This window comes from Streptoalloteichus hindustanus, from assembly GCF_900129375.1.
Taxonomy (GTDB): domain Bacteria; phylum Actinomycetota; class Actinomycetes; order Mycobacteriales; family Pseudonocardiaceae; genus Streptoalloteichus; species Streptoalloteichus hindustanus.
Map to the genome: position 1 here is coordinate 611,292 of NZ_FQVN01000002.1, position 15,053 is coordinate 626,344.

Sequence of the window (15,053 nt, forward strand, 5' to 3'; positions counted from 1 at the left end):
AGCACCCGCTCGCGTGGCACCCGGTCTCGGTCTGTCCGGTTCGTGGGATGGTCCTTGTCCGTCATCATCGCTGTCGGTCTTGCCGCGCTCGGGGTGGCCTGGTTGCGCAAGCCCACGGATCCACGCGCGTATGCCGGGAGTTCGAACCATTCGTTGGAGAAGATGTTCGAGCGGTTCTCGCTGAAGCCTCCGCCTTGTGAAACCGACGGACTTCGTTACTTCTACGATCCTGATATGGGCGGAACGATGTATCTCCGCTTCGAGGCGTCGGAGTCATGTGTGAGGGAGTTCCTGGCTGGGCCCACGGGGCGGAAGGTGGAGGAGTTCGACCGGCCGGAGTACCGCAGGAATCTCATCAATGAGCTCACGATGTGGACCAGGGCGCGCGAATTCGGATGGCCTACCGATCCCGCGAAGGATTACCTCGTCTACTGGGGCTCCACTGCTCCTCGAACCAATTTTGAGATCGCAGTAGACCCAAGTGGGCCGCGCCCTATAGTTTACCTGTATGGGTTTCGAGTGTAGCCTTATCCTTTATGTCGTCACTCGCTTGTGATGGAGACAAGGGTGGAACTGGTCAGTCCGCTCTGGCTCGGTCTGATGTCCGGACCGGAGCGGGCTGGCCTTTATGGGACTATTCTTGCGTTTCTTGTGAGCGGTTGATGTAATGATATTGTGCGATTTGCGTAGAGGGTGATGTGAGGTTGGGGATTGAAACGGTGTGTTCCAGGTGAAAGAATTGCATTTAGTGTTCCAGTTGTTGATCCGGTAGCGGATGTCGGCTTCAGTTCGATGGAGCTGTAGTGTGCGGAGCGGTCAAGCCTGTGGTTGGCCCGTCGGGTGAACCACCAGCTCGGCTAGCTTAAGCCCGCGAACTGATAGTTGAGTGAAGGTCAGGAAAAATGGGTGCCATAAAGGAGTGCACTCCACCCGCGGCGTCTTGTGCCCTGCTTGTGAATCGGCGTGTGATTTGTTCCTTGGGTCTCTGGGCGGGCATGGGCTGATTGATCTGCTGTGGTGAATTGGTCCGCTTCTCCGGGCCGGAGCGTTTGGCTACCCGGGGAATCGTTTCCGATGAGTGGTCGGGTTGGGTCAGCGGTGGTGGCGGCGGGCTCGGGTGGCGGCTGGGTTGTGGGTGAGGAGGAGGCGTTGTTGGTCGGGGGTGGGGTGGCCTTCGGCCTGGGCGATCTCGGCGCGGACGAGGTCGTCGAGTTCGGTGATGCGGTGGTGGATGGCGGTCAGGTCGGGGGTGTGGTCGGGGTGTTCTCCGCGGCGGGCGCGGGCGTAGGGGTTGCCCTGCCAGAGGCCGCCGGAGAGGCGGCCGTAACACCCCAGGGTGAGGAGCGCGAGGCCCGTGGCGAGGCAGAGGCACAGCCGGGGGAGGGAGAGCGCGGCGCGGTGCCAGACGCCGAGGACGAGCAGGGTGAACAGGCAGGACGCGACGAGCAGGGCGCCGACGGCGGCTTCGGCGGTGGAGGCGCTGGCGCCGCCCAGGGTGCTGGCGACGAGGAGCACGACGCCGAGGAGCACGAGCGCGGCGGCCACGAGGGGGTTGGGGGAGTGGTGGAACACCCCGTCGTGGTGGGTGAGGACCAGGCCGGTGCCGCCGAAGCCGACGAGTTCTGAGCCGAAGAGCCAGCCGCCGAGCCGGTAGACCTTGCTGAGGGGGTGCTCCGGCGGGAGGTAGGGGTCCATGCGCATCTCGGTGGGCCTACCGGTGCATCGGGTCGGGGCCGGCCTCGTCCTCGGGTTCGGCGGCGTGCGCGATCTGCTCGGAGGGGGCGGGGGCGTGCACCGGCTTGCCGGTCAACCCGACGTGCGCTTCCAGACGCATTCGCTCGGACATGTGCGGGTAGTGCAGCTCGAACGCCGGGCGCTCGGAGCGAATTCGGGGCAGTGCCAGGAAGTTGTGCCGGGGCGGCGGGCACGAGGTGGCCCACTCCAGGGAGTTCCCGAAGCCCCACGGGTCGTCCACGTCCACCGGGGTGCCGTAGCGGTAGCTCTTGAAGACGTTCCACAGGAAGGGGAGCACCGACAGGCCCAGGAGGAACGAGCCGATGGTGGAGATGGTGTGCCACAGGGTGAAGCCGTCGGTGGGCAGGTAGTCGGCGTAGCGGCGCGGCATTCCCGCGTTGCCCAGCCAGTGCTGGATCAGGAACGTTCCGTGGAAGCCGAGGAACGTGAGCCAGAAGTGCAGCTTGCCCAGGGGTTCGTCGAGCAGCCGGCCGGTCATCTTGGGGAACCAGAAGTAGATTCCGGCGAAGGTCGCGAAGACGATGGTCCCGAACAGCACGTAGTGGAAGTGGGCGACCACGAAGTACGTGTCGGTGACGTGGAAGTCGACCGGCGGTGAGGCCAGGAGGATGCCGGACAGCCCGCCGAGCAGGAAGGTCAGGAGGAACCCGAGCGCCCACAGCATCGGGGACTCCATGGTGATGGAGCCCTTCCACATGGTGCCGATCCAGTTGAAGAACTTCACGCCCGTCGGCACCGCGATCAGGAACGTGGTGAGCGCGAAGAAGGGCAGCAGCACCGCGCCGGTGGCGTACATGTGGTGCGCCCACACCACGACCGAGAGCGCCGCGATCGTGATGGTGGCCAGCACCAGGCCCTTGTAGCCGAAGATCGGTTTGCGGCTGAAGACGGGGATGATCTCGGTGATGATCCCGAAGAACGGCAGCGCGACGATGTAGACCTCGGGGTGCCCGAAGAACCAGAACACGTGCTGCCACAGGATGGAGCCGCCGATCTCGGGGGACAGCGCGTGCGCGCCCAGGTGCCGGTCGGCCAGCAGGCCGAGCAGCCCGGCGGTGAAGATCGGGAAGGCGATGATCACCAGGATGCTGGTGACGAGGATGTTCCAGGTGAACAACGGCATCCGGAACATCGTCATGCCGGGCGCCCGCAGGCAGATCACCGTCGTGATCATGTTGACGGCGCCGAGGATCGTGCCCAGGCCGCCGACCACGAGCCCGGCGTTCCACAGGTTGCCGCCGGCTCCCGGCGAGTGCGTGGCGTTGGACAGCGGCGTGTAGGCGAACCAGCCGAAGTCCGCCGCCCCGCCGGGAGCGAGAAACCCGCTCAGCGTGATCAGTCCGCCGAAGAGGAAGAGCCAGTAGGACAGCGCGTTCAGCCGCGGGAAGGCCACGTCCGGTGAGCCGATCTGCAGCGGCAGCACGTAGTTGGCGAAGCCGAAGACGATCGGTGTCGCGTAGAGCAGCAGCATCACCGTGCCGTGCATGGTGAAGAGCTGGTTGAACTGCTCGTTGGACAGGAACTGGAGCCCGGGACGGGCGACCTCGGCGCGGATCAGCAGCGCCATCACGCCGCCGAGGAGGAAGAACGCGAACGCGGTGATGATGTAGAGGATGCCGATGGCCTTGTGGTCCGTCGTCCTGAGGAACGACGCCAGCCGGGACCCCTTGCCCCAGGACCCGCTGCCGTACCCCACCGAGACGGGCGTGCGCGTCACCGTCGTCACCGAGCACCTCCCAGGTCATCACACCTGCTGGTCAGCGCACCCTGACTACCTCATGGCCGCATCCCGAACGGCTGCCTTCACCGCTTCCGGTGAGCGAGGAGGGAGGTGCGGGGCGTGGTCGCGTGTCCTCGGGCAACACCCCATGTGACGGATTGGCGCAACGGGTGTCCTCCGTGGAGTGACCGAGGGCGACGGAGCCGGGGTGGCGGGCCGGAGGACGACCGGCGTGGTTCCCGGGTCGGGGGTTTTGTCGCTCTCGGAAGGGGGAACTTTTCTCCTCCAGCCGTGGCACAGGGGACGCCCGGCTGTCGGCGACAGGAGGAACCGATGAGCGAGCACGAGCGGGGACACGGACTCAACGGCGCCCGGATGCCCTCCGACGTCGGCTCGCGGCTGTCGCTGTTCGACCGGTTCGCCACGTCTGCGAACAGCTTCGTCTCCCGCGCGTGGTTCTTCGCCCTCTGCCTGCTCATGGTGCTGCTGTGGGCGCCGTCGATCCTGCTGATCCGCGACGTCGACACCTGGCAGCTCATCATCAACACGGTGACGACGATCGTCACGTTCCTGCTCGTCGCGCTGTTGCAGAACACGCAGAAGCGCGGCGAGGACGCGGCCCAGCAGAAGCTCAACGCCATCGCCGACGCCCTGGCCGACCTCATGGGCGAGCTGGCCGAGGACCGGCCCTCCCTGCGCCGGGACTGCCAGGAGCTGCGGGAGGCGGTCGGCCTGGAGGACCGGGAGGGCGCGTAGCGCGCACCCCTCGGCGCGCTGCAAGCGTCCGCTGCCCGCACCCCTCGTTCGTGCGTCACACGAAGCGGTAGCTCCACCACGGACAGAAGAATGTGGACCCGCTGCGGTCACACTCCCGGGTGGTAGTACGCCGCTCGGCCGAGATGTGGGTACTCCGCGCTCGGGAGCCCTGGCCACCATGCGGCGGGCACCCGGAGTTCGGAGGTGACGTGCGGTGAACACGGGTTGGACCTTTGCCGGCGAGCCGGCGGCCGTCGGCCCCGGCGCGCTCACGCTCGTCGAGGGCTCCACCTTCTGCCTGTCCGCCCAGTCCGGGGACGTCGACCCCGGCGGCGTCCTCGGCCTGTTCGTGCGCGACACCCGGGTGCTGTCCCGCTGGCAGGCGCGGATCGACTCGCAGGCCCTCCAACCGGTGACCGTGTTGAGCCACGCGCCCTACGGGGCGACGTTCCTCAGCCGGATGCCGCCGGGGCCCGAGGGGCGGGCGCTCCTGCTCCGCCGCGACCGCTACGTGGGCAACGGCCTGCGGGAGGACCTCGAACTGATCAACCTCGGCACCGAGGAGGTCCGCTGCGAACTGCGGTTCACGATGGACTGCGACTTCGCCGACCTGTTCGAGGTCAAGGAGGGGCGGGTGCAGAGCCGGGGTGAGCCGGCCATCAGCTGGGAGAGCGGCGCGGTCGAGTACGCCTCCCGTGGCGAGCACCGCCTGGCCTGCCGGGTGTCCTCCAGCGACTTCGCCCTGGACGGAGCGGACGGGGAGCGGACCCCGCCGGTGGAGCTGCGCATCCCGGTCCAGGTGCCGGGGCGCGCCAGTTGGCGGGGCAGCGTGACGGTCACCGTCCGCGTGGGCGAGGAGGAACTCGCCCTCGACTTCCCGCCCGACGACACCGAGGAGCGGGAGACGCCGGCGACCCGCCTGGCCCGGTGGGTGAGCGGCACCACCCAGATCACCACGAACAGCCCCGAGCTGGCCAGGGTCCTCTCCCGGTCGCGGTCGGACCTGGCGATGCTGCGGATCTACAACCCCGAGCTCGACTCCGCGGTGATCGCCGCCGGGAGCCCGTGGTTCATGACGTTGTTCGGCCGCGACTCGCTGCTCACCGCGTACCAGGCGCTGCCGATGGACCCCTCGTTGGCCGTGGGCACGCTGCTGACGTTGGCCCAGCACCAGGGCACGAAGGTGGAACCGGTGAGCGAGGAGGAGCCGGGGCGCATCCTGCACGAGGTCCGGTCCGGTGTGGACGCGGAGATGACCCTGGGCGGCGCCGGCGTCTACTACGGCAGCGTCGACGCCACCCCGCTGTTCGTGATGCTGGTGGGGGAACTCGCCCGGTGGGGCCTGGCCACCGACGAGGTGGAGACGTTGCTGCCGCACGTCGACCGGGCGCTGGAGTGGGTCGAGCGGTACGGCGACAAGGACGGCGACGGGTTCGTGGAGTACCAGCGCGCCACCGACCGCGGACTGGTCAACCAGGGGTGGAAGGACTCCTCGGCCGGCCTCAACTTCGAGGACGGCACGACCGCCGAGCCGCCGATCGCGTTGGTCGAGGTGCAGGGCTACGTCTACGCCGCCTACCTCGCCCGCGCCTACCTGGCCCGCCAGCGCGACGACGAGCCCACGGCGGAACGGTTCCTGGACAAGGCGAGCCGGCTGCGCGAGGAGTTCAACCGCCGGTTCTGGTTGGAGGACAGGGACTACTTCGCCGTGGCCCTGGACGCCGACAAACGGCCGGTGGACGGTCTCGCGTCGAACATGGGGCACTGCCTGTGGACCGGCATCGCCGATCCGGACAAGGCCAGGCGCGCGGCGCGGCGACTGCTGGAGCCGGACATGTTCTCCGGCTGGGGAATCCGCACCCTCTCGGCGAAGATGAGCGCCTACAACCCGATGAGCTACCACAACGGGTCCGTCTGGCCGCACGACAACGCGCTCGCCGCGGCGGGACTCATGCGCTACGGCATGGTCGACGAGGCCCTGAAGATCATCTGCGGGATCCTGGACGCGGCCGCCGCGCTCGACGGCCACCTTCCCGAGCTGTTCTGCGGCTTCGACCGCGACGAGTTCCCCGGCCCGGTGCCCTACCCGACCTCGTGCTCCCCGCAGGCGTGGTCCGCCGCGGCCCCGATCCACCTCATGCGGCTGCTGCTGCGGTTCGCGCCGGACGTCCTCAACCGTCGAGTGTGGATCGACCCGGTGCTGCCGCCCCGACTGACTTACCTGACCGTGCACCAACTCCGCGTGGCAGGGGGAACCGTCGACATCCGCATCCGCAGGGACGGGTTCGAGGTCACCGGTCTGCCGGAGGGGTTCGAGTTGGTGAAGGCGCCGTCCGACCTGGTCGACCCGCTGCTCGCCGGGCGGGCCGCGGGGTGACCCGGTCGCGGTGAACGCCGGAGCCCTTCGTCCGGCGTCGTCTCCCGGGAGGTGGGGTCGTGAGCGGACAACCCCTTCACATCGCCATGGTGGCGACACCCTGGTTCACGTTGCCGCCACACGCCTACGGCGGCATCGAGCAGATGGTGGCGAACCTCGTCGAGGTGCTCGTCGCGGACGGCCACGAGCTGACCCTGATCGGCGTGGGCGACAACGGGACCAACGCCCAGCACTTCCTCACCACCTACGGGCAACCGGAGTGCGACCGGCTGGGCGCCGCGATCCCGGAGGTCGTGCACGCGGGACAGGCGGCGCGCCTGCTCGCGGAACTGCGGGTGGACCTGGTGCACGACCACTCCCTCGCCGGCCCGTTGACCGCGGCCGGACGGGAGATCCCCACCGCGGTGACCGTGCACCTGCCGGTGAACGGGGAGCTGGGCGACCTCTACGCGGCGTTGGGCGACTCGGTGCGCCTGGTCGCGATCTCCGAGGCGCAGCGAGAATCCCGCCCCGAGCTGAACTGGATCGGGATGGTGCACAACGCCGTGCGCGTCGACACCTACCCGTACAGCGACGACAAGGAGGACTACGCGCTCTTCCTGGGCCGGGCGAGCTGGCAGAAGGGGCTGCACGTGGCGGTCGACGCCGCGCGGGAGGCCGACGTGCCGCTGGTCGTCGCGGCCAAGTGCATCGAGGAGAGCGAGAAGATCTACTTCGATGAGGAGGTCAAGCCCCGGCTGGGGCCCGGCGTCGAGTGGATCGGCCAGGTCGACGCGGTCGGCAAGCGCAAGCTGCTCCAGCACGCCCGCTGCCTGGTGTTCCCGATCCTGGGGGACGAGGCGTTCGGCCTGGTGATGGTGGAGGCGCTGGCCTGCGGGACACCGGTGGTCGCGCTGCGCCGCGCCTCCGTCGCCGAGATCGTCCGGTCCGGCGAGACCGGGCTGGTCTGCGACACGCCCGAGGAGCTGCCGAACGCGCTGCACGAGGTGCGGCGGATCAGCCCGGCGCGGTGCCGCGAGGACGCGCGTCTCCGCTTCGACTCGGTGGGCATGGCGCACCGCTACGAGGATCTCTACCGGCGCGTCCTGTCCGGGGAAGCCGAGGCCACGCGCGAAGCCCACTGAGAACGCTCCGCTCGCGGGCGGAGGACCAGGCGTCGTCCCTGGCGCGAACGACTCATCTCCGGGAGGCCCCGATGGATGTGGTGGCGCTGATCGGTCGAATACTCTACGTGCTGCTGTTTCTCGCCTCCGCCCTCAACCACCTGACCCACACGGCGGGAATGACCGCGTACACCGAGTCCAAGGGGATCCGGCCGGCGCGGGCGAGCGTGCTGGGCAGCGGTGTGTGGATGGGTGTGGCCGCGTTGCTGGTGGTGCTCGGTCTCTGGGGTGACCTGGGCGCCCTGATGCTGTTCGTCTTCCTGGTCGTGAGCGCGTTCCTGATGCACGCCTTCTGGCGGGAGAAGGACGGCCAGACGCGCTCCGCGGAGCAGATCCAGTTCCTCAAGGACCTCGCGCTCGCCGGGGCGGCACTCCTGGTCTTCGTGTTGTTCCGCACCGGACGGATGGGGCTGACCGTCACCGATCCCCTCTTCGGCACCGGCTGACCCGGGCCTCGCCGGCTGCCCGGGACCGGGTGTTCTGGCTGGTCTCGGGAGGTCGTTGACCCCGGTCCACCGCGCGGCGTGCGTTTTTGTCGGACCGCGCTCCTATCTTTCGCCCCCGGAGATGATCTGGGGGGCAGGGTGCAGCGCTGGGAGTACGTGGGCGGGGGGTCCGCGAAGTTCTGGGAGGTCGAGCGGGACGGCGCGGTCGTGACCGTGCGGTTCGGCCGACTGGCGGCGTCCGGGCAGACCAAGGTGCGGGAGCTGGCGTCGGAGGCCGCAGCACAGTCCTATGTGGACAAGTTGGTCGCCGAGAAGTCGAGCAGGGGGTACCGCCTGGTCGAGAGGATCTCCCTACTCCCACCATCCACAGTGGACGGTGCTGCCGAGTTCGGCCCCGGAGCGGAGCCGACGGGAGCCGAGTCCGGGGGGACCGCCGAGCTCCCGGACGAGGACACCTTCGAGATCCCGGCGGGGTGGCGTGCCCACATCCACCCCCGGCGCGGCGGCGTGGCCCGTACGTCGACTGAGCTCGACCCGGTGGCCGCCGCCACGGTCGAGCAGCGCGCGGTCCGAGTCAGAACCACGTTGACCGGGGTGCTGTCCAGGGCGAACAGCGACCCGCGGTTGGTCGGGGCGGCACGGGAGTGGGTCGACGGGACGCCGAACCCGCTCGGGGCCGCGGTGGAGGCCGCGGTCGTCGCCTCGATGACCGAGTGGGAGGAACGCGCGGACCTCCAGTTCTTCGCCGACTTCTGGGTGTCGCGGCACGGTTTCGCCTTCGCTGCCAGGAGTGCCGCCGAGCTCGCCGGGATCGCCGTGCACTGGCGGAGCCCCAGGCGATGGGACCCGGAGGTCCCGCGTCATGTGTTCTTCCCGCGTCCGCGGGACATCGGCGCGCGGGGGTGGTACGGCGAGCCGGTCGCCCTCCGGACCCGCGCCCTCCTCGCGTCCGCCGACGACCAGGACTACCAGGACGCGGTCGCGGCGCTGGCGAGTCACCGGCAGGACGAGCTCCAGCGCGTGATCACCACCTACCTGGTGCCCACCCGACAGGACTGGGTGGACGAGTGCTGTGCCGACGCGGTCGCCGCCACACGCCACGAGCGCATCCAACTGCAGATGTTGGTGCGATCTCTGGGCTCCCCGCGGCAGGTGGAGGAGCTGGAGGCACACGTCGAACTCGGGTGGTGTCTCGACGCGGCCTCCGTCGTCCACACGCTGGTGGAGGGAGTCGGTGTCGCCGTGGCGCCGGTCCTGGCCAGAGCCGCCGACGGGGACCCCGACGGAGGAGCCGCGCGCAGGCGACTGCTCGCGACCCTCGCCCAACTGCCCACCGACGAGGCGTTCGACCTCCTGGTCGCCCGGGTCGACCAGAAACACGTCCAGGCCGCGCTCAGAGCGGCGATGCGGAGGTATCCGGTGCGGGCGCTGCGGCGGCTCGCGCGGGCGGCCGAGGGGTACAGCGGCGACACCGCGACCATCGCGATGTTGTTGCGCGGCCATGTCGCCGCGCATCCCGGCCTCACCGCCGCCGTGTTGCCCAGCCTGCCGGAAGAGCTCGCCGAGGTTGTCCAGCGAGCCGGCCACACCACCGAGAAGGTCAGGGAGGCGCCGGCCGACACATTGCCGCGCCTGCTCGTGGAGCCGCCGTGGACCCGCCGGAAAGCAGCCGCCAAACCTGTCGTCATCGAAGGACTGGCGCCCGTTGACCCAAAGGCCATCGAGTGGGCCGACGGTGAGCGGGAGGAGTGGGCGAACCACCTGGAGCACACCTCCCGGGAACCGTTCGGCGGAGACTGGGACGAGGCCGTCGAGACGTTCCGGGCCGGCGGGTTGGACTGGTACGACGAGGGCCGGCTGTTCCTGCGGGGTCCGGAGCACCTGGTTCGGCCCCTGTTGGCCGACTGGACCCCGAGGGACCTGTGGTCCGTCGAGGGGTGGGTGAAGGCGCTGGTCGCCCGCTTCGAGCTGGCCGCGCTGCCGATCGCCCTGCGCGTCGCCATGGAGAAGGTGGTGAGCAACGCCCCGGTGCTGCTGCCCTTCGTCACCGCCGAGGTCGCGACGCTGATGGCCGACTGGCTGGCTCGGCTCCGCACGACGCGGTCGGTGGCGCTGACCTGGCTCCTCCGGCATCCCGTCGGGGCCGCGCGCCTGCTGGTCCCGGCCGCGTTGTCGAAACCGGGCGTGCGGCGGCGGAACGCGGAGGGCGCGCTGCGGGCCATCGCCTCGGCCGGACGGCGGGACGAGGTCCTGGCCGTCGCGCGGGAGTACGGGGAGCGGGCTGGCGCCGCGGTCGAGGCGCTGCTCGACCTCGACCCGGTGGAGGTCCTTCCCGCCAGGCGACCGGTCGTGGGCACCTGGGTGGATCTCGCGCTCCTGCCGCCGATTCTGTTGCGCGATCGGGAAAGCGCTCTGCCCCGGTCGGCGGCTGGGCATGTGGTCACCATGCTCGCGATGTCCCGGACCGATGAGGTGTACGCGGGCCTCGACGTGGTCAGGGAGGTCTGCGACCCCGACTCGCTCGCCGAGTTCGGGTGGGGGCTCTTCCAGCAGTGGCGGGCGGTGGGAGCCCCGACCCGCGACAACTGGGCGCTCACCGCGCTCGGCTGGATCGGCGACGACCGGACCGTGCTTCGGCTCGTGCCGGTGATCCGGGCCTGGCCGGGTCAGGACGGGCACAGCAAGGCCGTCGCGGGCCTGGGCGTGCTCGCCGGGATCGGCAGCGACCTCGCCCTGACCCACCTGTACTCGATCTCGCAGAAGGCGCGGTCCAGAGGGTTGCGCGAGCGGGCGCGCCAGAAGGTCGCCGAGGTGGCGGAGGGGCTGGGCCTGAGCGCCGAGCAGTTGGCCGACCGCCTGGTGCCGGACTTCGGCCTCGACGCGGACGGAACCCTCGCCCTCGACTACGGCCCGCGCCAGTTCGTCGTCGGTTTCGACGAGCAGCTCAAGCCGTACGTGGTGGACGGGGATGGCAAGCGGCGCAAGGATCTGCCCAGGCCGGGTGCTCGGGACGACCAGGAGCTGGCCCCGGCGGCGCACAAGCGGTTCGCCGCGTTGAAGAAGGACGTGCGCACAGTCGCGCGCGACCAGTTCGTGCGGTTGGAGCGGGCGATGGTGGCCCAGCGGCGGTGGAGCGTGGCCGACTTCCGGCGGCTTTTCGTGGAACACCCGTTGCTGTGGCACATCACGCGGCGGTTGGTGTGGCGGAGTGAGGAGGACGGGCGGCCCGCGACCCTGTTGCGCGTCACCGAGAACCGTGGCTTCGCGAACGTCGCTGGCGAGGAGTTGGCGTTGCCCGACTCGGCCCAGGTGGGCATCGCACATCCGCTGCACATCGCCGAATCCCTCTCCGCCTGGTCCGAGGTCTTCGCGAACTACGAGATCCAGCAACCGTTTCCGCAGTTGGGGCGGCCGGTGCACGCGCTGACCGACGAGGAGCGGGAGAGCGTTGAGCTTCGGCGGTTCCACGACGTCGCGGTGCCGGTGGGTCGGGTCGTGGGCCTGCGACGGCGGGGTTGGGAACGGGGGACGCCGCTGGACAACGGCGTGGAGTTCTGGATCTCCCGGCCCGTCCCCGGCGGCCGGTGCGTGGTGATCGACCTCGACCCCGGGATCACCGCCGGCGAGCTGGAATTCTTCCCCGAGCAGCGGATTGCCCGCGTGTGGCTCAACGACGAGCCGACGGGGAACGGGAACCGACCCGGTCTGCGCTTCGCCGAGCTGGACCCGGTGACGGCCTCCGAGGTGCTCGCCGAGCTGACCGACCTGACCAACCTGACCAACCTGACCGAGCTGGTCTCCGCCACCACCTGACCCCGCAGGTCGGTTCGTGCGAGAAGGAGAGCCGAAGGGTGTGCGGGGGTGTGGACGCGGCCGGCGCACCCTCCGGCCACCGGGTCAGGTCATCATGAACTCCGCGATCATCTCCGTGCCGGTCGGAGCCGGAGTCAGGCGGCCCTCCGGCGGCTCGATCCCCATGAGGCCGCGGACCAGGTAGTCCCACCGGCGGCGGGCCACGTAGTGCTCGAAGCCGAGGTACGCGTGTTCCGCGCCGGGGATGATGAGCAGGTCGAAGTCCTTGTCGTGGGCGATGATGCGGTCGACCAGCCGCAGCGTCTGGTGCGGGGAGACGTTGTCGTCGAGGCCGCCGTGCACGAGCGGCAACTTCCCCTTCAGGCGACCGGCGGCCTCCACATTGGACGACTGGTCCCACACGGTGGGGTCGAGGCCGTCGTAGGTCTCGGTGCAGTCCAGGTGGTGGCACCGGTTCTCGTGGTTGCCGAACTCCGCGACTCCGATCTTGTGGAAGTCCGGGAAGTCGAACATGGCGCGGACCGTGGCGAAGCCGCCGCGTGCCAGGGTGGGGCCGACGGCTGGTGTCCTGACGCGAGAGCGGGGGCACCAGGCTGGCGCCCCCGCTCGGTGGAGCACGAGGACTGTCAGCGCAGTCCGTTGTCGAGCGCTGTCATGAGCGTGCCGGTGTCACCCGACAGGTCCCAGATCATCGCGCCGCCGTAGCGCTTCGCCTTGATGTACTCGGTCTTCTTCCCGATGGACCAGGCGTCGTCGAACGACCACCACTGGCCGCCCTGGCCCGTGTGGCAGAACGTCGCGACCGCCTGTTCGTCGTGGTGGACCGTGCACCCGGGCACCGCTGTGGCCAGGTTCTTGTACCCCCGGACACCGGCCTCCTCGGGGAAGTCGCCAGGGGCGGCGCCGTTGGCGTCCTGCCACTCGCCCTGCTTCCCGCCGGCCGCGACCTGTTGCCATCCCCGCCCGTAGAAGGGGATGCCGACGAGCAGCTTGCGTCTGTCCACCTTGGCGTCCAGGTAGGGCTGGAGTGCTGTCTCGACGCTGAAGTGGGTGCTGTACGGGTCGTCCTTGTCGACGTACAGGTTCGCCTGGTGGCCGGTGCGCTTGGGCTCCCACGAGTTGTCGCTGCCGGATCCGTGGAAGTCGTAGCCCTGCACGTTGAACAGGTCGAGGTACTTGGCGACCTGCGGCAGGTCCCAGCCCGCCGAGATCTTCGCCGGGTCGGCGGGGGTGAACGCGGTCAGCAGGAACTTCCGCCCCACCTGGCTGCCGTAGGCGTCGAGCTGCTTGCGGAACTCCTGCAGCAGCAGCACGAAGTTCTGCTTGTCCGCGGGGCCGAAGTGGTTGCCGGGGTGGCCCTCCGCGCCCGGCCACTCCCAGTCGACGTCGATCCCGTCGAAGATGTTCGCCGCCGTCCCCGGACCGCCCATGTCGTAGTGCTTGGGCAGGTTTCCCTTGATGTACATGTCGATGCAGGAGCTGACCATTCGCTCCCGGTTCTCCTGGGTGGCCGCCGCGTCGGAGAAGAACTTCGAAAACGTCCAGCCGCCCAGGGACACCAGCACCTTCAGGTGCGGGTGCTTCGCCTTGAGCTTCCTGAGCTGGTTGAAGTTCCCCTTGAGCGGTCCCGCTCCCGCCCAACCGCCGTCGCCGACCCCGTCGACGCTCTGCGCGGCGTCGATCGGCCACACGTAGTCGGCGGTGGAGTCGCCGGCGCCGTCGCCCTGGTTGGGGTCGGACGGGTTGCTCCCGACGCTCTTCGTGGTGGCGAAGCAGGTGTAGGTGGTGGGGTGGAGGTTCTCGAAGGAGTAGTTGAGGTGCGTCAGCTTCTTCGCCGCGCCGTTGGTGTCCAGGTCCTTGATGAAGAACTTGCGGCCGTAGATGCCCCACTGGGGGAAGTAGCCGACCTTCTGGTAGGAGCCGGGACCCGGCCCGGGGTCGTCGCTCGGCTGCGTTCTCGCCGTGACGGCGGTGGAGAGCGCGGACTGGTTGCCCCTGGCGTCCAGTGCCCGCACCTGGTAGCTGTACTCGGTGTCCGGCGTGAGACCGGATTCCCGGTACTCGGTTCCCTTGCTGACACCGGTTTTGGCGCCGTTGCGAACGATTTCGTAGAGAGTGACACCCACGTTGTCGGTGGATGCCGTCCAGGACAGGGAAACGCTGTCGGACGTGGCCGCCGTGACCTTCAGGTTGGTCGGCACGCTTGGCGGTTCCGTGTCACCGGGGCCGTCGCCCGGGCGCGTGCGGGCGGTGACGGCGGTGGAGAGTTCGGACCGGTTTCCCTTGGCGTCGAGCGCTCGCACCTGGTAGCTGTACTCGGTGTTGGGCGTGAGGCCGGTCTCGGAGTACTGGGTGCTCTTGCTGGCCCCGGTGACGGTGCCGTTGCGCACCACCTCGTAGACGGTGACGCCGACGTTGTCGGTGGACGGGGACCAGGACAGGGAAACGCTGGTGGACGTCGTTCCGGTGACCGCGAGGTTGGTGGGAACGGTCGGCGGCTCGGTGTCGTCCGGAGTGCCGCCCTCACAGGGCGCGCCGTTGAGCCGGCATTTCACCGGGACGCCCGAACCGTTGCCGATGAAGCCGAAGGACACCGACGCGCCCGGTGCGACGTTGCCGTTGTACTCGCGGTTGGCGAACTTGTAGTGGTCGCCGGTGCGCGTCATGAGCGCGTCCCAGTAGGAGGCGACCGACGTGCCCGAGGGGAGGTCGAACTCGACGTTCCAGCCGTTGAGCGCGGTGGACCCGCCGTTGGTGATGGTGATCGCGCCCGTGTAACCGGAGCCCCAGTCGGACGCCTTGGTGAAGGTGGCGGTGGGACCGGCGGCCCCGTGGGCGGGAGCCGTGACGCCCCCGAACACCAGGGCGACCGCGGCGACGAACAGGAAACAGGTGTGCCATCGACGTCGGAACATCCTCGTTCCTCCGGTGATCCGTTGGCTGTGACCGGGTGCGGGCGGGGCCCGCGCAGGGGAACGCGGCGGCGCAGCGAACGGGCGCGGCCGAGGGGCGGCGACCGACCG

Annotated in this window: 10 protein-coding genes; 6 read left to right on the top strand and 4 right to left on the bottom strand. The window is 69.4% G+C overall.

Annotated features, from left to right (window positions below; genetic code table 11):
• Nucleotides 1-54: 54 nt before the first annotated feature.
• On the top strand, nt 55-525 hold the full coding sequence (locus tag BUE43_RS33320; protein ID WP_143174024.1) for a hypothetical protein: 471 nt from the start codon (nt 55-57) through the stop codon (nt 523-525).
• Between the two features lie 567 nt (nt 526-1,092).
• Here BUE43_RS33320 and BUE43_RS08190 read toward each other — a convergent pair.
• Both BUE43_RS08190 and ctaD read right to left on the bottom strand, forming a co-directional pair.
• Nucleotides 1,093-1,701: a DUF4383 domain-containing protein gene (locus BUE43_RS08190; protein ID WP_143174025.1), complete on the bottom strand. Its 609-nt coding sequence runs from the start codon at nt 1,699-1,701 to the stop codon at nt 1,093-1,095.
• Between the two features lie 10 nt (nt 1,702-1,711).
• Nucleotides 1,712-3,481, bottom strand: coding sequence for an aa3-type cytochrome oxidase subunit I (gene ctaD / locus BUE43_RS08195; RefSeq protein ID WP_083959451.1), 1,770 nt, complete (start codon nt 3,479-3,481; stop codon nt 1,712-1,714).
• Between the two features lie 327 nt (nt 3,482-3,808).
• Here ctaD and BUE43_RS08200 point away from each other — a divergent pair, with 327 nt between their 5' ends.
• The 5 genes from BUE43_RS08200 to BUE43_RS08220 all read left to right on the top strand — a co-directional run bounded on the left by BUE43_RS08200 (nt 3,809) and on the right by BUE43_RS08220 (nt 12,030).
• Nucleotides 3,809-4,231 carry a low affinity iron permease family protein gene (locus BUE43_RS08200; RefSeq protein WP_073480750.1) on the top strand — a complete coding sequence of 141 codons (423 nt, stop codon included), beginning with the start codon at nt 3,809-3,811 and terminating at the stop codon, nt 4,229-4,231.
• Nucleotides 4,232-4,445: 214 nt separating this feature from the next.
• Nucleotides 4,446-6,608, top strand: coding sequence for an amylo-alpha-1,6-glucosidase (locus BUE43_RS08205; RefSeq protein ID WP_073480751.1), 2,163 nt, complete (start codon nt 4,446-4,448; stop codon nt 6,606-6,608).
• A 59-nt stretch (nt 6,609-6,667) separates the two neighbouring features.
• A complete protein-coding gene (locus tag BUE43_RS08210) occupies nt 6,668-7,732 on the top strand; it encodes a glycosyltransferase family 4 protein (RefSeq protein ID WP_327083429.1) in 1,065 nt (354 codons plus the stop codon).
• 71 nt (nt 7,733-7,803) lie between these two features.
• Nucleotides 7,804-8,217, top strand: a complete 414-nt coding sequence (locus BUE43_RS08215) for a DoxX family protein (RefSeq protein WP_073480753.1) — start codon at nt 7,804-7,806, stop codon at nt 8,215-8,217.
• A 138-nt stretch (nt 8,218-8,355) separates the two neighbouring features.
• On the top strand, nt 8,356-12,030 hold the full coding sequence (locus tag BUE43_RS08220) for a DUF4132 domain-containing protein (RefSeq protein WP_073480754.1): 3,675 nt from the start codon (nt 8,356-8,358) through the stop codon (nt 12,028-12,030).
• Between the two features lie 84 nt (nt 12,031-12,114).
• Here BUE43_RS08220 and BUE43_RS08225 read toward each other — a convergent pair whose 3' ends face one another.
• Nucleotides 12,115-12,648: an alpha/beta hydrolase family protein gene (locus BUE43_RS08225; RefSeq protein WP_268844417.1), complete on the bottom strand. Its 534-nt coding sequence runs from the start codon at nt 12,646-12,648 to the stop codon at nt 12,115-12,117.
• 8 nt (nt 12,649-12,656) lie between these two features.
• A complete protein-coding gene (locus BUE43_RS08230; protein ID WP_073480756.1) occupies nt 12,657-14,945 on the bottom strand; it encodes a glycoside hydrolase family 18 chitinase in 2,289 nt (762 codons plus the stop codon).
• Nucleotides 14,946-15,053 lie beyond the last annotated feature (108 nt).

What these genes read in the sequence shown, in the direction of transcription:
- BUE43_RS08190 (WP_143174025.1), bottom strand. Translation starts at nt 1,701, where the DNA reads ATGCGCATGGACCCCTACCTCCCGCCGGAGCACCCCCTCAGCAAGGTC.
- BUE43_RS08200 (WP_073480750.1), top strand. Translation starts at nt 3,809, where the DNA reads ATGAGCGAGCACGAGCGGGGACACGGACTCAACGGCGCCCGGATGCCC.
- BUE43_RS08215 (WP_073480753.1), top strand. Translation starts at nt 7,804, where the DNA reads ATGGATGTGGTGGCGCTGATCGGTCGAATACTCTACGTGCTGCTGTTT.
- BUE43_RS08230 (WP_073480756.1), bottom strand. Translation starts at nt 14,945, where the DNA reads ATGTTCCGACGTCGATGGCACACCTGTTTCCTGTTCGTCGCCGCGGTC.